Source organism: Rhizobium sp. TAL182 (assembly GCF_002117725.1).
Classification (GTDB): Bacteria; Pseudomonadota; Alphaproteobacteria; order Rhizobiales; family Rhizobiaceae; genus Rhizobium; species Rhizobium esperanzae.
Genome location: NZ_CP021024.1, coordinates 810,023 through 827,852 on the forward strand (window position 1 = coordinate 810,023; position 17,830 = coordinate 827,852).

A 17,830-nucleotide genomic window follows, 5' to 3' on the forward strand; every position below is an offset into this window, starting at 1 on the left:
TTGAACGAGCGTTACGTTCCGATCAATAAGGGCAACTACTCGATGGACACGGACGAGCGCGAAGCCGCGTTCGACAGATTCCGTGGCGAGGGATGGGAAGCCGAATACGCGGATTACCGTCGCAAGTGGTCGGAATATGCCTTGAACCAGCAGGTTTCGGATTACCCGCTGCTCGTCGATCTCGAGCTGGCATCGATCTGCAATCTGCGTTGCCCGATGTGCTATACGATCAGCGACGAGTTCAAGAAAAACGTCAACACGACCCGGATGGACTGGGACCTCTATTGCCGCATCATCGATGAGATCGGCGGCAAGGTTCCTGCCATCCGTCTGTCGCTGCGCGGCGAAGCGACGCTGCACAAGCGTTTTGCCGACTGTGTGCGCTATGCCAAGGACCACGGGATCAAGGAAGTCTCGACCCTGACGCATGGCTTCAAGCTCAACAGAGACTATTTCGCCCAGCTCGTCGATGCCGGCATCGACTGGATCACCGTTTCGATCGACGGTACCGGCGAGACTTATGAGAAGATCCGCAAGCCGATCAAGTTCGAGGCGCTGCTCGACAAGATCAAGGACATAAAGAAGTACAAGGAGGAGCGCGGTCTCAACCGTCCTGTCATCAAGGTGCAGGGTATCTGGCCGGCAATCCGGGAAAATCCGGATCTCTATTACGAGACCTTCGCGCCTCACGTGGATCTCGTCGCCTTCAATCCGCTGATCGATTACCTCGGCAACGATTCCGATATCGCCTATCTCGATAACTTCACATGCCCGCAGCAGTACCAACGCCTGGTGATTGGTGCCGACGGATTGGTCATGAAGTGCTCGAACGACGAGGAGAACCGCGAGGTTATCGGGAATGCGAACACCGAAACCGTGCACCAGATCTGGCATGGGGAAAAAATGAACGCGGTGCGCGCTCTGCACAAGGAACCCCAAGGTTTCCTGAAGAGCGAGGTGTGCCGCAGGTGTTATCTGCCGAGACAGACCAATGACGAGACGGCTGAGATTTGCGGCCGGCAGGTCATTGTGCGGAATTACGTCGACCGGAACCAGGAAATCGGACAGTAATCGGCGGAATTTCACGCGCTACGGCCAGACGTCGCCAAGCCTATAGTTTAAGGGGCTGCGATCGCCGCGAGAGCGGGGCGGCTTTGCCGGTCGTGAATTACAGGGAGTAACAGGATGTTCCGGAATTACCGGCCTGATCGGTGCTACATCATCGCTGAGATCGGCGGAAACTTCACGACGTTTGATCAGGCAAAGCGCCTGATTGACGAGGCAAAAGCGGCGGGGGTGGATGCCGTCAAGCTCCAGACCTATCGCGCGGAGACCCTGTCGAGCCGCAACGCCATGTTCGACATGGAGAACACCGGCGTTACCTCGCAGTTCGAACTATTCCGCAAATACGAAATCGGTCACGAGCTTCACGAAGCGGTGTTTCGCTATGCCGAAGAGCACGGGCTGGACTGGTTCTCCTCGCCCTCGCATGAAACGGATGTCGACCTACTGGAGAAGTGTGGAGTCGGCGCCCACAAGGTGGGTTCGGACGACGCGGTCAACATTCCCTTTCTCCGTTATCTGGCAAAAACCGGCAAGCCGATAATCCTGTCGACGGGGATGTCGACGCTCGACGAAGTTCGGGGGTCCGTCGCCGCAATCAAGGAGGCCGGCAACGACAAGCTCATTCTGCTGCATGCCATCACGAGTTATCCGACGCATCCGGAAAATGTGAACCTGCGCGCGATGCAAACGATGATGGAAGCGTTTCCGGATCTTGACGTCGGTTATTCCGACCATACGCTGACCCCGGTCGCAAGCCTGTGCGCTGTCGCAATGGGCGCCCGGGTCATTGAACGTCATTTCACCTATGACAAGGCCGCAGACGGCCCGGACCATATGCTTTCGGCCGATCCGGCGGAAATGAAATGGCTCGTCGACGCGATACGCGCCTTCGAGATCATGAAAGGCAGTGGCCGCAAGGAGCCGGCTGCGAGTGAAGCGACGACGAGGTTGAACAATCGCAAGAGCGTTGTCGTCAACCGACCGCTCAAGGCCGGCCATGTCATCTCCGTCGGCGACATTTCCGTCAAGCGGCCTGGAACAGGAATTGAACCGAAGCATTTCGACGCTCTCGCAGGACGGCGGGTCGCAAACGACCTCGATGCGGACGCGGTCCTCCAGTGGAGCGATCTGGCGTGACGCTTGGAATTATTATCCAGGCGCGGATGGGATCGACGCGGCTGCCGGGAAAAGTGCTTCGCGACATTTCCGGAAAGCCCCTGCTCGGACATGTCCTTGGTCGGCTTCAGATGTTGAAGCGCCCGGCCAAGGTTGTCGTTGCGACATCGTCCGCCAGCGAGAACGATGTTATCGAAGCCTGGTGCCTTGAGCACGGCGTCAGCTGCTTTCGCGGCGACGAAACCGATGTTCTCGATCGTTATTTTCAGTGCGCGAGATCGCTCGGGATGTCGGATATCGTGCGGTTGACCGCAGATAATCCTTTCACCGACATCGAGGAACTCGAGAGGCTGATCGACCTGCACCAAAAGCAGAGATTCGATTACACGCATGCCTTTGGCCAGTTGCCTATTGGCGTCGGCGCCGAGATATTTACCTTCGAAGCCCTGGCGCGCAGCCACCGCGAGGGGAAGCTGCCGCACCATCGCGAACACGTGAATGAATACTTCACCGATCGGCCAGAACTGTTCAAGATCGGTCAGCTCGATGTGCCCTTGGCCAAAATCTCTCCGGAGCTGCGCCTGACGGTGGATACCGAGGAAGATTGGAGCCGCGCCCGTGCACTCGCAGCGCAGGCGGGTGGGAATTGGCTCGGGACGGAAGAAGCGATCCGGCTATGTTCGTCTTCTGCATAGAAAGTTCACATGCACGCGGCATGGGTCATCTCTTTCGGTCGCTGACGCTCGCAGCGGAATTGCGCACCCGCGGTCATTCGGTCCGCTTTTTGGTGAACGATCATCCAAATTCCTTGAGAATCATCCGCGAGCGCGGTTTTGACGTGGCGCTTTATGATCTCGCCGCCGTGACGGGATGGGAGAAGGCTTTCCTCGAAGCCGCTGCTTCGTCTCCGATCTGGATCAACGATCGCCTTAACACCCAGCGGCTCCATAGCGAGACGATCAAGCGCTTGGACGCCAAGCTTGTCACCTTTGATGATCGTGGTGATGGCGCGGAACTTGCCGACCTGAATATCTGCGCTCTCCTGTTCGAAAACACGGAGGGCCTGAAAGGCAGGGACGTTCGGCTAGGTGTAGGGTACATGATACTCAATCCTGAAATCGCCAGCTATCGCAGAGTTCGGGAAAAGCTTGCATCAATACTTGTCACGCTCGGCGGCGCCGATACTTACGGAGTGACGGTTCGCGTCGCCAAATGGCTGAGCAGCAAGGCTTTTCCTGTCACCATTGTCACGGGCCCGAGCTTCCAGCACATGGCGGAGCTTGAAGAGGTGGTCGCGACCGCCGCGCCGGATCGGTTCAGATTGCTGAACCAGGTGCCGTCGCTTGCGGCGGAGATGTACGGGCACGATCTGGCGATTACCGGTGGCGGCCTTACGCCCTTCGAAGCTTGTGCGGCCGGCCTGCCCTGTGTCGTGGTCGCCAACGAACCTTTTGAAGTCCCGGTCGGGCGTGCGCTCGAGGAGCTTGGAGCAGCGTTCTTCGCCGGGCATCACTCGGCTTTCGATCTCGGCATCCTGGAGAAGGCGATCCCCATCCGGAGCATGAGCGAGACCGCCATGACCAAGGTCGACCTTGGCGGGCTGGGCCGCGTTGCCGATTTGCTGGAAAGATTGGCTGCATGACCCTGACAGTGGTGATCCATCAGCCGGACTTTGCCTCCTATCTCGGTTTTTTTCAGCGTTTTCTGAACGCCGACCTCTACATCGTTCTGGATCATGTCCAGTTTGTCCACGGCACGAGCAAGAGCTGGACCCATCGTGACAGGATCAAGACGGCGCAAGGGGATCGCTGGCTCACCGTCGGAATCAGAAAGCCAAGCTTCGGCACCCCGATCAACGAGGTGGAGCTGGCGCCCGGCACCGGTTGGATAGATCAGAACCTTTCCTTGCTTCGCGAAAACTATCGCAAGTCGGCCGGCTGGAGCGAAGTCTTTCCCCGAATCGAAGCCCTCTACGGCAAGCGGTTCGACCTTTTGGCCGATTTCAATATGCATTTCCTGGACGGTATTCTGGATATGCTTGAAATCACAATGCCGACGGTGCGATCGAGCACTCTAAGCCCTGAGGGTCATAGGAACGAGTTGCTTGTCGAATTGCTGGGCAAAGTGGGAGCAACACGCTACCTCTCGGGTCTCGGCGCGCGCGACTATATGCGACCGGAACTATTCGAGGCAGCCGGAATTGAAATCGAGTGGCAGCATTTCGTCCATCCGGTTTATCCACAGCCCTTCGGCGAGTTCATTCCCTATCTCAGTATTCTCGACACACTGCTGAATTGTGGTATTGCAGGCACGCGTGACCTGCTCTGGAGTTGCAAATGAATATTCTCGCGATCGGTGCCCATTTTGACGACGTGGAGCTGGGCTGCGGTGGTGCACTGGCACGCCATACAGCAAACGGCGATACGGTTTACGTCTATGTCGCGACCGTTTCCGGCTTTTCCAACCAATATGACCAGTCCGTGCGGAGCAGCCAGGTCGCCAGAGCGGAAGCGGATGCTGCGATGGAAATTCTCGGCGTCCACAAGATGTTTTGCGGCGAGTTCAAAACGCTCCAGATCGAATTCGTCGACCCGCTGAATATCGAGATCCTCAAGCTCGTGCAGGATCTGAAGATCGATATGGTCTATACCCATTGGGTGGGCGACATCCATCATGATCACTTGGCCTTGTCGCGCGCATCGCTGCACAGCTGCCGTCATGTGCCCCGCCTCTTGATGTATCGCAGCAACTGGTATCATTCGACCGTCGATTTCAGGGGAAATTTCTACGTCGACATCACCGCCCATTGGGACCAGAAGGAAAAAGCGATCCTTGCCCATGAATCCGAGATGGAGCGCACCGGGCGGAAATGGGTGAGCTTCTTCCGCAATGAAGCCGAGAACGCCGGCCAGCGCATCGGTGTAAAATACGCCGAAGTCTTCGAGGTGGTGAAGTGGCTGCAGCCTTGAGGAAGATTTTGACCTTTGGCTCCATGCTGCTTCCCTACGGTGTGCATGAGCTGAAGCGCAGGCTTAAAAATCGTCACAAGTTATCTGCTGATGTCGCGAGATCGCTGGCAGAAAATAGGCAGCTTGCCGGGCTGCGTGCGGACCAACGCTGTTTCATTTTAGGAAATGGACCGAGTGTCAAGGGCTTGGATCTGTCGCGGCTTCAAGGCGAAAATGTCATAACCGTTTCCAACGGCTATTTGCATTCCGATTTCGACAAGTTCCAATCTCGCTATCATTGTGTTCCGCAAATCACCTACGGATTAATGACACCCGAGGACGTGGTCCGCTGGTTCGAGGAGATGCATTCCCACCTGGGCGGCGCGGAACTGTTCCTCAGCTCCACGGAAGCGGAGCTGGTTCGAAAACACAATCTGTTTTCGGGACGAACGGTCCGGTATCTCATGCTCGGCGAAAGCTTCGACGAAAGACCATCCGTGGAAATCGTCGATATTTCCAAACCGGTGCCGCGTGTCGATTCAGTCCCGGTGATGGCCCTCATGATAGCGATGTATCTTGGTTTCAAAGAAATCATCCTGCTCGGCGTCGACCACGATCGCTTCCTGTCGGCAACCTATGAATACGCTTTCGACCTTAAGGTGCAAAAAGGAAAAGATTTCACCGTAAATGCGGACGGCACCCCGACAACGAACCGTCACGACGACTTTCAGCAGGCGGCGCGGCTGTGGCGACAATATAGAGCCATCGCAAATATCGCGCGAGCAAATGATATCCGCATCTTCAATTCCACACCCGGTGGGGCACTGGACGAATTTGAGCGACGGCCGTTCCAAGCCTGGTTTGAAGAATGAGACGGCTTAAATTTGCGCTCCCGGGAATCCACTGTCTGCTTGAGGTGACGCGAGAATCGCCACAAGCGCGCGAACAGGAGATCTGGGCCGAATTCCGACGGCACAACATCACTTTCGACGGACCTTACGATGATTGGCGTTCGGCAATGGCTGATTCAACCGGCTATGATGCGCCGGCCATTCTTGCAAAAGCCGTCGAAGCCACACGCGCAGTTGTTCAGGGCCGTGCCTCCTATGAGCGCGACACTGTAATCTTCAAGAAAAGAAGCTACTCGCATCCGCTGCTTGCCTGGCTGCTTTATATTGCATCCAGATCCGATGGTCGTTTGAGAGTGGTCGACTTTGGAGGCGCGCTCGGAAGCTCCTATTTCCAACACCGGTCAAAACTCGCTCATCTCGCGGAATTGAAATGGTGCGTCGTCGAGCAGCCTCATTTTGCAGAAGCAGGCCGAGCAGAATTTGAAGACGGGGTTCTGAGCTTTTCTCATTGCCTCGAGGAAGCAATCGATCTTGTGAACCCTCACATCGTTCTGCTCTCGGGCGTGCTCCAGTATCTCGAATATCCTCATCAGCATCTTGAGAGCCTTCTTTCGAAAGACATCAAGTTCATCCTTGTTGATAGAACAAGCGCGCAGTTCGATGTCGCCGACGTCCCTTTTGTGCAGCATGTGCCGGAGCGCATCTATCGCGCGAGCTACCCCGTGTGGTTCTTGAACGCGCATGAATTGCAGGATCGCTTCGCGAGGCATGGCTACGAAGTGCTGGACAGTTTCCAGCCAGCTGGGACATTTGGAATAGCAACACCGCCGCCCTTGCAAGAATTGACGCGTTGGGGCATTGGCCTTACGCCAGCTCAGGGACAATACGAATGGTCGTATACTGGCTGGTTTCTTGAGAAGCCGGAAATCTAGCGATGCGCGTTAACGTCATTATCCCTGTCTTCAATCGTCTGGAGCACACCCGGAAGGTGTTGGACGCGCTCAGGAGACAAACTCTCGCCGACGCGCTGACGATCGTCGTTGTCAACGACGGTTCGACCGATGGAACGGCAGAATACCTGCAGTCGCAGGGCGATGTGGTCGAAATCCGAGGCGACGGCAATCTTTGGTGGGGGGGTGCCATCGAGGAGGGGCTGAAACACGTCCTTCCGTCTTGCAAGGCGGAAGATTATATCCTGTTTCTGAATAATGATACCTGGTTCGACGACGATTATGTTGAAACCCTGGTGCAAACATCCAAGGCGAATGGCGAAGCCGCCGTCGGAAGCGTTATCCATGAAGAGGGGAAAGATCCGCCTCTTGTGAGTATAGGACCTCGGATCAACATCAACAGGTTCGCGATTTGGGATCTCCTTTCGGAATTGAGCGAAGCGCAACAACGGTCGCCTGAGAGCCAATACCGCGTGGATGCATTGAGCGGTCGAGGTACTCTATATCCAGCCCTCTTGTTTCGGAAATATGGCGGTATGCGGCCACGCCTTTTGCCGCACTACATGGCCGATTATGAAATCGCGATGCGCTTTTCGCGCGCCGGAGTGCCTCTGATCGTCAGCACAAAAGCAATCGTCTATTCGCCGCCAGTATATGGAAACGACGTCTCCAGGCATTCATGGAAAAAACGATTGTTTGGCAGGCGCTCTCCTCACAACGTTTTTCAACGCCTGATCTTCTATTCGCTTGTCGGTTCACCGGTGCAGAGATTGACCGCACCTTTCCGTATGGCCTATTTCTTTTACGCTCGTGTCCTTTTGGGAAGGATGACGACCAGCCTTAAAAAATTTGCCGTTTCCCTTGTGCGTGCAAGGCGGCTTAGCGAACTGAAACGTCACGGAGTAAGCGTTGGCCGCGATGTTGTGCTCTATGGCGCCCCTCTGTTGCAACGGCATCCTGACAGTGACATTCACATCGGTGATCGCGTCGTCCTGTGTTCTGATTCCCGATTTACAGCGCTGGCTCTCAATCATCCGGTGAAGATAGCGACCATTCGCGCCGGATCGAAGATCAGCATTGGCGCAGACAGTGGGATCAGTGGTGCAACCATCGTCTCGGCTGCACGGATTTCAATCGGCGCCGAAGTGCTGATGGGAGCCAACGTCACGATTTTCGACACGGACTTTCATCCGATACGCCCGGAAGGGCGCCGTCATTCGGATGTCGAGGCGGATATAAAAACTGCACCCGTGCACATTGGCGATAATGTGTTCATTGGCACCAACGCCCTGATCTTGCGTGGCACGGAAATAGGACGTGATAGCATTATCGCTGCGGGTGCGGTCGTCCGCGGAAATTTCCCCGAAGGGGCGATAATTGCCGGGAACCCGGCAAAAGTTGTCGGTAGCGTCTATAGAACGTCCCAGGAACGTCCCGGCAGTCAACCAGACGGTGAACATGAAAATAGCAATATTTGACACCTATTACGCGCGGTTTCTGAAGCAATTCTATGCGCGGCGGCCACAGCTCCGAAAATCGACTTCGCCAGAACAGACGAAAGCTCTTTTGGCTGCCGCATTCGGCACGTCCGATTTCTACTCGCGCCACCTGAAGGACCAGGGTTGCGACGTCATTGACATCATCGGCAATTGTGTGCCGCTTCAGTCCGCCTGGGCGCAAGAAAACAACGAGCCATTCAGCGCTTGGGCGATGAAACTGCCGCATCGGTTTTTCAGGCTGCCTTATGTTGGCGCACGCCTGGCGGCGCTCCCTGGCTTGCTGGAGGTCGCGATGGCCCGTGTTCGAGCATTCAAGCCGGATGTACTCTACTGTCAGGATCTCAGCTTCTTTCCGCCGCATGCCCTGACGGAGCTGAAGAAGACGGTGCCGTTGATTGTCGGCCAGATCGCTTGTCCGCTGCCACCGGGTGAGTTTCTGCGACCCTATGACCTTATTCTGACGTCTTTCCCCCATTTCGTATCCCGTTTTCACGAGATGGGGATAAAATCCGAATATTTCAGGATTGGCTTCGATACTCGAGTGCTCGATCTCCTTGGCGATATCAGGCGCGATGTGCCGGTGAGCTTCGTCGGCGGCATAAGCCGTCATCACGGCAAGGCCGTTCCCTTGCTCGAACATCTTGCCGATACCACGCCGATACAGTTTTTCGGCTACGGCGCGAAGACGCTGCCGCGCTCTTCTCCGATTCGCAAGCGTCACAATGGCGAAGTCTGGGGCCCGGATATGTATCGCGCGCTGGCGCGCAGCCGGATCACCGTCAACCGACACATCAATGTGGCCGAAAACAACGCCAATAACATGCGGCTCTATGAGGCGACCGGTGTCGGATCGCTGCTGATAACCGATAGGAAGGATAATCTCGGGGAGATTTTCGAGGTCGGCAAGGAAGTGGTTGCCTATTCCAGTGCTGAGGAAGCGGCAGAACTCGTCCGCTACTATATAGACCACCCCGACGAGGCCGATGCGATCGCAAAGGCTGGCCAGGCAAGGACGCTGAAGGACCACACCTACAAATCGAGAATGGAAGAATTGGTGCCGATCCTCGAACGATATCTGGAGAAACAGGGCTGATGTCGTTTCTGCGTACGAGTCTCAATCGCTTTCCAGGGGTGAAGAGCCAATTGAAGCGATTGCATGAACGGCTGTTGCCGGCGACGTCGGTATCGTCCCGCTATGTCGAGATAGAGGCGGCTCGTCGAGACAGCGAGAGTTCGCGCCTTGCCGCATCTTGGAAAGCGAGTGATCTGCCCGCCCGTCAGAGAGCCCTCGTCGAGCGCCAGCTGAAGGAATACCGCAGCGGCGCTTCCATTGATGTATTCGATGTTTTTACCGCGGCTTTGCGCAGCATCGGCAATCTTCCGGCCAATGCTTCGCTGCTCGAAATCGGTTGTTCCAGCGGCTATTATTCCGAAGTGCTTGATGTGAGTGGCTTGCCGCTGCGTTATCGCGGCTGCGATTACTCGGACGCTTTCATCGATATGGCGCGCAGCATCTATCCCGGGCTGTCGTTCGACGTGGAGGATGCGACGCGGCTCAGCTATCACGATGACGCTTTCGACGTCGTCGTCTCAGGATGTTGTCTGCTGCATATCCCCAATTATGACGCGGCGATCGCAGAGAGCGCCCGAGTTGCCAAGGAATACGTTATTTTTCACCGTACGCCTGTTGTCTATGGCGAGCCGACCAAGTATTTCCGCAAACAGGCCTATGGCGTCGAGACCATAGAAATCCATTTTTCCGAGCCGCAGCTATTGGACATGTTTCGGGTTCACGGCCTGCACGTCCTGGCGACGTTCACGCTTACCGAGAACGTGGATCCACACGACAGTCGCAAGGGCAATGCAATGCGCACCTATTTGTGCAGGAAACAAACCCAATCATGACGAACTATTTCTGTACCCTTTTCGACAACGGCTATCTCATCAAGGGAATGACCATGATGGAGAGCCTCGTCCAATGGTGCCCCGAGGCGCATGTTTTTGTGCTTTGCATGGACCAGCAGACGCAGGAGATATTAACCGCTCTCAACAGGTCCTACATCACCTGCATTCCACTCGTCGATATCGAGACGCCGGAACTCCTGGAAGTCAAGAAATCGCGCGGCGTCGCCGAATATTGCTGGACCCTGTCTCCGTGTCTGCCGAGTTTCGTCCTGGCGCACCATCCGGAAATCGATTTCATCACCTATCTCGATTCCGATCTGCTGTTTTATTCACCGCTCAGGCCGATTTTCGACGAAATCGGCAATAGTTCCATCGCCATTATCGAACACCGTTTTGCTCCGCGGCTGCAGAATCGGGAAATTAATGGGCGTTTCTGTGTCGAATGGGTGAGTTTCCGGCGCGACGAAGAGGGAATGCGCTGCCTCACTCGCTGGCGCGAGCAGTGCATCGAATGGTGCTACTATCGCCTGGAAGACGGCAAGATGGGTGATCAGAAGTATTTGGACGAATGGCCGGATCTGTATCCGAATTGCCATATCATCGCGCATCCCGGAGCTGGGATCGCGCCCTGGAACTACGAAAAGCTGCATTTTTCGCAGGATGCATCAGGCAGGATCGAGGTCGATGGTTCGCCTCTGATCTTCTATCACTTCCACCAGTTCCAGTTGCTGACCAATGGCATGTTCGATCGGTTGTCGGCTTTCTACACCGCCGTCTGCGAGGAACCTGACGCTGCTTACAGGGTCTACGAACGCGCTCTGATGCAAGCCCTGAAGGCGATCAGAACGGTTTCTCCCGGCTTTTCCGGCGGCATTCGTCCCTTTTTCCGGGTTAAGGCGCGCAGATGGGTGCAACGCCATGTACCTCGGCCGGTCATAAGCTTCCTGCACCATTTCATCAGGTATTGACGTCCCGCCAGCGGGTGGAGCCTGCCTCTAACCAAGCTGTTATTGGTACTGCCGGTTGATCCACTGTCGATAGCTGCCGCTTGTGACGTTCTCTACCCAAGCAGCGTTGGCGAGATACCATTCGACGGTCTTGCGAATGCCTGTCTCGAAGGTCTCACTAGGGCGCCAGTCCAGTTCCCTTTCTATCTTGGCCGCATCGATGGCGTAACGGCGATCATGACCTGGCCGATCACGCACAAAGGAAATCTGCGCCTTGTAGCTCGCCCCGTTTGGCAGGGGCCTCAATTCGTCGAGAATTTCGCAGAGCGTATTGACGACCGACAGGTTCGTCAGCTCATTCCTGCCGCCGACATTGTAGGTTTCCCCGACTTTTCCTCTTTCCAGAACACGTCGAATGGCGCTGCAATGATCTTTGACGAACAGCCAGTCGCGCACCTGCATCCCGTCCCCGTAGATCGGAATCTGTTTCCCCGAGAGGGCATTGTGAATAACGAGCGGAATAAGCTTCTCGGGAAAATGATAGGGACCGTAATTGTTCGAACAGTTCGTCGTCAGAACGGGTAGGCCATAGGTGTGATGATAGGCGCGAACCAGATGGTCGCTTGCTGCCTTGCTCGCGGAATAAGGACTATTGGGTTCGTATTTGCGATGTTCGCTGAAAGCGGCCTCGTCGGGAGCAAGCGAACCATAGACTTCGTCCGTCGATACGTGAAGGAAGCGAAAGCTTTCCCGGAAGTCTTCATTCTGTGAGGCAAGAAATCCCCGGATTGCCTCCAGCAGACGAAACGTGCCGACAATATTGGTTTGGATAAATTCTTCTGGCCCATGGATCGATCGATCGACATGACTTTCAGCAGCGAAATTCAGAATGGCGCGAGGCTGATGGGAACGGAGCAGTGCGTCGACAAGATCGTAGTCCGCAATGCTGCCCTTGACGAAGACATGACGCGGATCACTCCAGATGGAGTTAAGGTTCTCAAGATTGCCGGCATAGGTGAGGGCATCGAGGTTGACGACCGGCTCATCGTGAAGCGCAAGCCAGTCGAGCACGAAATTCGCACCGATAAAGCCGGCGCCTCCCGTCACCAAGATCATGTTTTTCCCTTTGGACATCTGATAAATGGAAAGCTCTAGTCTCATTGCGCCGACCCGCCGTCAACCGAAGAGATCGACAATGCTGAATTTCGTTTGTCCCGGGTGTCGGTCACATTGGGGTTGCGCTGGTTCGGTCGTTTCCATAAACACCTCCCGAAGATTGCATCGAAAGACGACGTGAAAAATGACGAAAACCGCGCTTATTACTGGGGTAACTGGTCAGGACGGTGCCTATTTGGCCGAATTGCTTTTGAGCAAAGGCTATACAGTGCACGGCATCAAGCGGCGATCGTCGTCTTTCAACACCGGCCGCATCGAGCACATCTATCAGGATCCGCACGAAACTCATCCGCGCTTCATCCTCCACTATGGCGATATGATCGACTCGACCAACCTCCTGCGGATCGTGCAGCAGACACAGCCCGATGAAATCTACAACCTTGCCGCACAAAGCCATGTCGGCGTCAGTTTCGAAACGCCGGAATATACGGCGGATGCCGATGGTATCGGAACGTTGAGGTTGCTCGAAGCGATCCGCATCCTGGGTCTTGAGAAAAAAAGCCGATTCTACCAGGCATCGACATCGGAACTCTACGGCCTCGTGCAGCAAGTGCCGCAGAACGAGAAGACGCCTTTTTATCCGCGCTCTCCCTATGCTGCAGCCAAGCTCTATGCCTACTGGATCGTCGTGAATTATCGCGAGGCCTACGGCATGCACGCGTCGAATGGCATTCTGTTCAACCATGAAAGCCCGCTTCGCGGCGAGACCTTCGTCACGCGCAAGATCACGATGGCCGTGGCCGCCATCAGCCTCGGACTTCAAGACAAGCTCTTTTTGGGAAATCTTGACGCCCAGCGTGACTGGGGCCATGCGCGCGAATATGTCGAGGGCATGTGGCTCATGCTGCAGCAGGATAAGCCGGATGACTACGTCTTGGCGACGGGTGAGACGACGCGTGTCCGCCAGTTTGTCGAGTGGGCCTTCGCCGACGTCGGCATCACCTTGGAATGGAAGGGGTCCGGCGTCGACGAAAAGGGTTATGACTCTGCGTCCGGCGCTTGCCTTGTGGAAATCGATCCTCGATATTTTCGCCCGACGGAGGTCGATCTGCTGCTTGGCGACCCGACTAAGGCACGTCAGAATCTGGGCTGGCACCATAAGACGCCGGTTCGTGAGCTCGCCGCCGAGATGGTGCGCGAGGATATCAAGCACTGGAAGGCTCAGGGCGGCCGGAAAGAGGTCTGAGTGTACGACTTATCCAACAAGAAGATCTGGGTTGCCGGTCATCGTGGTATGGTCGGCAGTGCGCTTGTGCGCAGGCTTCAATCCGAAGATTGCACGGTCATCACGGCAACCCGCGCCGAGGTCAATTTGAAGCGGCAGGACCAGGTCGAGAAATTTGTTGAAGCAACCCGGCCTGACGCGATCATTCTCGCCGCTGCCAAGGTTGGCGGTATCCTTGCGAATGACAGCTATCCCGCAGAATTCATCTATGACAATCTGATTATCGAAACCAACCTCTTCGAAGCCGCCCATCGTGGTGGCGTGGACCGGCTTCTCTTCCTGGGCTCAAGCTGCATTTACCCGAAGCTCGCTCCACAGCCGATCCCCGAAGAGGCTCTGTTGACCGGGCCGCTCGAGCCGACCAACGAATGGTACGCGATCGCCAAGATCGCCGGTATTAAGCTCGCGGAAGCCTATCGCAAACAATATGGTCGGGACTACATTTCGGCCATGCCGACCAATCTATATGGCCCTGGCGATAATTTCGACCTGAACTCCAGCCATGTGCTGCCCGCGCTGATCCGCAAGGCGCATGCCGCGAAACTGCGCAAAGACCCGCAAATCGTCGTCTGGGGCACGGGAACCCCGCGCCGCGAGTTTCTTCACGTCGACGACTGCGCCGACGCCCTGGTGTTTCTGCTCAAAACCTATTCGGGCTCGCAGCACGTCAATGTCGGCTCGGGCACGGATCTCGAAATTATCGAGTTGACACGTCTGGTCTGCCGCGTTGTCGGTTACGAGGGTGAGATCATCCACGATCTTTCCAAGCCCGACGGCACGCCGCGAAAGCTGATGAGCAACAAGAAGCTGCAGGACATGGGCTGGAAACCGCGCATCTCGCTCGAGGATGGTATCCGAGCCACTTACGCCTGGTTTCTGCAGTTCGAAAATGGAGCCGATCCCGCGGCCTGATACTGATACTGGGCCGGCGAGGACCGGCATTTCTCCATTCCTGCGGCGGTCTTGGCGATTTCGCGGTGTCGCCAGCCTCCGATTGCCTCATGGGCACCCGGAGCATGTTCCGCAACAAGTGTGCGGCGGCCGGCAGAATAGCCCGGTCATTGAGGCGGGGAACCCGATAGGGTTAACGCGGGGAGTATTGTGGAATATGCGGATATACGCATAATTTCTGCGGCTGGCGCGCTGCCAGACACGATCGGGCGAGGCTCCGGGGGATTCCATGGAAACAATTGTCGAGGACGCCCATGCTGGCGTCGTGTCGCCCGAACTCGTGGTCGATGCACTGTTTGCATGCCGAAAGACGGCGGCGATCAGGGCGGCGATCGAGCTTGATCTCTTTACTCATATCGGCGACGGCAAGACGGCGGCAGGGCTGGCGTCGGCAACAAGCGCCTCGGAGCGAGGGGTGCGCATCCTCTGCGACTATCTCGTGGTCCACGGCTTCCTGACCAAGGACGGCGAACAGTACCGAATGACGCCCTCGACCAGAATGTTCCTTGATCGCAATTCGCCCGCCTTTATGGGCTCTGCCGTCGAGTTTACCGCTGCACCCGAAGTGCTGAATAATTTTCTGCGCGATCCGGCCGCCGTCGTGCGAAACGGCGGTTCGGCCGGTCTTGCGAACATGTCGGCGGACAATCCCGTCTGGTTGAAGTTTGCGCGCGGCATGGGCTCCTTCACCGGTCTCAGCGCTAAAATATTGGCTGATGAAATCTCCAGCTGGCCGAGCCCTCCAAAAAAGGTGTTGGATATCGCGGCAGGTCCGGGCCTCTTCGGCATCGAAATTGCCAAGGTCTTTCCATCGACGGAGATCGTCGCCGTCGACTGGGGCGCCGTCTTGGAGCTGTCGAGGCAGAATGCGGAAAAATCAGGCGTGGCCGACCGTTACCGGACGATCGCCGGCAGCGCCTTCGACGTCGACTGGGGCGCCGGTTATGATCTCGTCCTGCTTCCGAATTTCCTGCACCATTTCGATTTGCCGACATGTGCTGAGCTGTTGCGAAAGATCACCACGAGCCTTGCAGCGGATGGCCGGATCGTCGCGGTCGATTTCGTGCCGAATGAAGACGGCGTCTCGCCGCCTTTTCCCGCGGCGTTCTCCTGGGAGATGCTCGCCAGCACACCGGCGGGCCAGGCTTATAGGCAAAGCGAGCTGACTGAGATGGCAAAACTGGCCGGCCTCGCCGGCGTCACGGTCAAACCGATGCCGCCAACTCCGGCAAGCATCATCCTCTTTGAATAGGACCCAGCAAAAAAGCCGTCTGTCCTGTTTTGTCGACAGAACCGAGCTCATCTGAGATTGAAGAAGAATTGGCTGGGGAACCTGGATTCGAACCAAGATCGACGGAGTCAGAGTCCGCTGTTCTACCATTGAACTATTCCCCAGCAAGGGCGAACCGGCGGGCGGTTCGGCTGGTGTGCGGCGCTTATAAACAAAAGCCCGGCGATTGCAAATACCTGTTTCGAAAAAAATCGGCCTTCTCAGGTCGGGGGCGAAACTCTTCCGCAAAGCCCTCTGTCAAAAAAGAATTTGGCGATTTTGGCGGGCGCTGATATTCTTGCGGCAACGCAAAATCGAATAAGCGCCTGCTGCATACCTCCGGGACTTGCGCGGCGCGGTGGAAAACAACGTGGAAGACCCCGAAGGCGGCGCGAAGCCGCAATTTGACGGGGCGTCGGCGGCAGGGCGCAGGGACGGCAAGAAGTCCAGGCGTCGCAAGGGCAAGCGTGGCGGGCAAACCCGCAGCGCCGCCCATCCCGCTTCGCATGAGTTCCCCGGCAGTGCCGGGCAGCCTGCGCGCCCCATGGAAGATGCGGCCGGACATCCGGTTCGCAAGCGAAAGCGCCGCCGTCGCGGCGGTCAAAGCGCTTCGCAGGATAGCTCAGTTCAAAGCCAGAAGGTGGAACAGGACGCGGCAGTCAATGCCGCCCGTCCCGGCAGTGAACAGGCATCGAGCCGGCGCAACCGCCGGAAGCATCGCGGCAAGCGCGGGCTGCAGGGCCGGCCGCTGTCGTCGGCAAAGCCCTCCCATCTCCCGCTGCAGGAAAACCGCGTCGAAGAGATGGCGCGCAGTGCTGTTCCGCGCGAGATGCAGAACGGCGCCGCCGCCGGCCGCAAAGGACGCCAGGAGAGCAACGGTCACCAGGGGGATCGTCAGGCCGGCGAGCATGCATGGCCGGAAGAGCTCTATGCCGCGCTCGATCTCGGTACCAACAATTGCCGTCTGCTCATAGCCCAGCCGACCCGGCCGGGTCAGTTCCGCGTCGTCGATGCCTTTTCCCGCATCGTGCGCCTCGGCGAGGGTCTTGCCGCCAGCGGCCGTCTGTCCGACGAGGCGATGGAAAGGGCGATCGAGGCGCTCAGGATCTGCGCCGGCAAGCTCAGGAACCGGGAGATCCGCCGCATGCGGCTGATCGCCACCGAAGCCTGCCGTCAGGCGGTCAACGGCGAAGAATTCCTCGGTCGCGTCGTCGCTGAAACCGGCCTCGAACTCGAGATCATCGACCGGGAGACCGAGGCGCGGCTTGCCGTTTCCGGCTGCTCCTCGCTCGTCGGCCGCGAGACCCGCTCCGTCGTCCTCTTCGATATTGGCGGCGGCTCGTCGGAGATCGCCGTCATCCGCATCGGCGATAATCGCTTCAGCCGGCTTGCCAACCACATCACCCACTGGACCTCGCTGCCGGTCGGAGTCGTGACGCTGTCGGAGCGTCACGGGGGGCGCGACGTCACACCGGAACTTTTCGAGGGCATGGTGCGCGAGGTCGAAGCCATGCTCGGACGCTTCGATTGCCCGGAGATCGAGATCGCTGGGACGGGCGATTTTCACCTGATCGGCACCTCGGGCACGGTGACGACGCTTGCCGGCGTCCATCTCGACCTGCCGCGTTATGACCGACGCAAGGTCGATGGCATCTGGCTCTCGGATGACGAGGTCTCCGCCATGCAGGCGAAGCTTCTCTCCTGGGATTTCGAAAGCCGCGCCGCCAATCCCTGCATCGGGCCGGACCGGGCCGATCTGGTGCTTGCCGGCTGCGCCATTCTCGAGGCGATCCGCCGCCGCTGGCCGAGCCCGCGCATGCGGGTCGCCGATCGCGGCTTGAGGGAAGGTCTGCTCACCGACATGATGGCCGATGACGGCGTGTGGCGGCGCCATCGCAACCGCCGCGGCCAGCGGGCGAAATAAGGG

17 protein-coding genes and 1 tRNA gene are annotated in these 17,830 nt (G+C 57.2%); 16 read left to right on the forward strand and 2 right to left on the reverse strand.

Features of this window, described 5'->3' with window-relative positions:
* The 12 genes from Tal182_RS04020 (at position 1) to Tal182_RS04075 (ending at position 11,302) form a co-directional block, all read left to right on the forward strand.
* Positions 1-1,071, forward strand: coding sequence for a radical SAM protein (locus Tal182_RS04020; protein ID WP_085858134.1), 1,071 nt, complete (start codon positions 1-3; stop codon positions 1,069-1,071).
* A 114-nt stretch (positions 1,072-1,185) separates the two neighbouring features.
* Positions 1,186-2,202 (forward strand): N-acetylneuraminate synthase family protein, encoded by a 1,017-nt coding sequence (locus Tal182_RS04025; protein WP_004677160.1) that lies wholly within the window; start codon positions 1,186-1,188, stop codon positions 2,200-2,202.
* Entirely contained in the window at positions 2,199-2,876 is a 678-nt protein-coding gene (locus Tal182_RS04030) for a glycosyltransferase family protein (protein ID WP_085858135.1), read from the forward strand. Before Tal182_RS04025 ends, Tal182_RS04030 begins: the two co-directional genes overlap by 4 nt.
* Complete coding sequence (locus Tal182_RS04035) at positions 2,858-3,823, forward strand: hypothetical protein (protein ID WP_004677162.1); 966 nt, start codon at positions 2,858-2,860, stop codon at positions 3,821-3,823. Before Tal182_RS04030 ends, Tal182_RS04035 begins: the two co-directional genes overlap by 19 nt.
* Positions 3,820-4,521: a WbqC family protein gene (locus tag Tal182_RS04040; RefSeq protein WP_085858136.1), complete on the forward strand. Its 702-nt coding sequence runs from the start codon at positions 3,820-3,822 to the stop codon at positions 4,519-4,521. Before Tal182_RS04035 ends, Tal182_RS04040 begins: the two co-directional genes overlap by 4 nt.
* Entirely contained in the window at positions 4,518-5,150 is a 633-nt protein-coding gene (locus Tal182_RS04045) for a PIG-L deacetylase family protein (RefSeq protein WP_064826994.1), read from the forward strand. The genes Tal182_RS04040 and Tal182_RS04045 overlap by 4 nt, the downstream gene beginning before the upstream one ends.
* Positions 5,135-6,001, forward strand: a complete 867-nt coding sequence (locus tag Tal182_RS04050; RefSeq protein WP_041683541.1) for a hypothetical protein — start codon at positions 5,135-5,137, stop codon at positions 5,999-6,001. The genes Tal182_RS04045 and Tal182_RS04050 overlap by 16 nt, the downstream gene beginning before the upstream one ends.
* 146 nt (positions 6,002-6,147) lie before the next feature.
* Complete coding sequence (locus Tal182_RS04055; protein WP_245344808.1) at positions 6,148-6,912, forward strand: TIGR04325 family methyltransferase; 765 nt, start codon at positions 6,148-6,150, stop codon at positions 6,910-6,912.
* 2 nt (positions 6,913-6,914) lie between these two features.
* The gene (locus Tal182_RS04060; RefSeq protein WP_085858138.1) at positions 6,915-8,408 is read left to right on the forward strand and encodes a glycosyltransferase; all 1,494 of its coding nucleotides are present in this window, start codon (positions 6,915-6,917) and stop codon (positions 8,406-8,408) included.
* Entirely contained in the window at positions 8,308-9,522 is a 1,215-nt protein-coding gene (locus tag Tal182_RS04065) for a glycosyltransferase (protein ID WP_245344809.1), read from the forward strand. The genes Tal182_RS04060 and Tal182_RS04065 overlap by 101 nt, the downstream gene beginning before the upstream one ends.
* A complete protein-coding gene (locus tag Tal182_RS04070; protein WP_085858139.1) occupies positions 9,522-10,334 on the forward strand; it encodes a class I SAM-dependent methyltransferase in 813 nt (270 codons plus the stop codon). The genes Tal182_RS04065 and Tal182_RS04070 overlap by 1 nt, the downstream gene beginning before the upstream one ends.
* Positions 10,331-11,302 (forward strand): hypothetical protein, encoded by a 972-nt coding sequence (locus Tal182_RS04075; protein ID WP_085858140.1) that lies wholly within the window; start codon positions 10,331-10,333, stop codon positions 11,300-11,302. Before Tal182_RS04070 ends, Tal182_RS04075 begins: the two co-directional genes overlap by 4 nt.
* 39 nt (positions 11,303-11,341) lie before the next feature.
* Here the strand turns inward: Tal182_RS04075 and rfbB are convergent, their stop codons facing one another.
* Positions 11,342-12,397, reverse strand: coding sequence for a dTDP-glucose 4,6-dehydratase (gene rfbB, locus Tal182_RS04080; RefSeq protein WP_085858141.1), 1,056 nt, complete (start codon positions 12,395-12,397; stop codon positions 11,342-11,344).
* A gap of 184 nt (positions 12,398-12,581) precedes the next feature.
* On the opposite strand from rfbB, the gene gmd reads away from it, so the two are divergent.
* From gmd to Tal182_RS04095, 3 genes are all read left to right on the forward strand, one after another.
* Positions 12,582-13,643 carry a GDP-mannose 4,6-dehydratase gene (gene gmd, locus Tal182_RS04085; protein ID WP_064827000.1) on the forward strand — a complete coding sequence of 354 codons (1,062 nt, stop codon included), beginning with the start codon at positions 12,582-12,584 and terminating at the stop codon, positions 13,641-13,643.
* The gene (locus Tal182_RS04090) at positions 13,644-14,594 is read left to right on the forward strand and encodes a GDP-L-fucose synthase (RefSeq protein WP_010021004.1); all 951 of its coding nucleotides are present in this window, start codon (positions 13,644-13,646) and stop codon (positions 14,592-14,594) included. It abuts the gene before it with no gap.
* 268 nt (positions 14,595-14,862) lie between these two features.
* Positions 14,863-15,885, forward strand: coding sequence for a class I SAM-dependent methyltransferase (locus Tal182_RS04095; RefSeq protein ID WP_085858142.1), 1,023 nt, complete (start codon positions 14,863-14,865; stop codon positions 15,883-15,885).
* A 69-nt stretch (positions 15,886-15,954) separates the two neighbouring features.
* On the opposite strand, the gene Tal182_RS04100 is transcribed toward Tal182_RS04095, so the two are convergent.
* A tRNA-Gln gene (locus Tal182_RS04100) sits at positions 15,955-16,028 on the reverse strand.
* 245 nt (positions 16,029-16,273) lie between these two features.
* Between Tal182_RS04100 and Tal182_RS04105 the strand changes: the two genes are divergently transcribed.
* A complete protein-coding gene (locus Tal182_RS04105; protein ID WP_085858143.1) occupies positions 16,274-17,827 on the forward strand; it encodes a Ppx/GppA phosphatase family protein in 1,554 nt (517 codons plus the stop codon).
* Positions 17,828-17,830 lie beyond the last annotated feature (3 nt).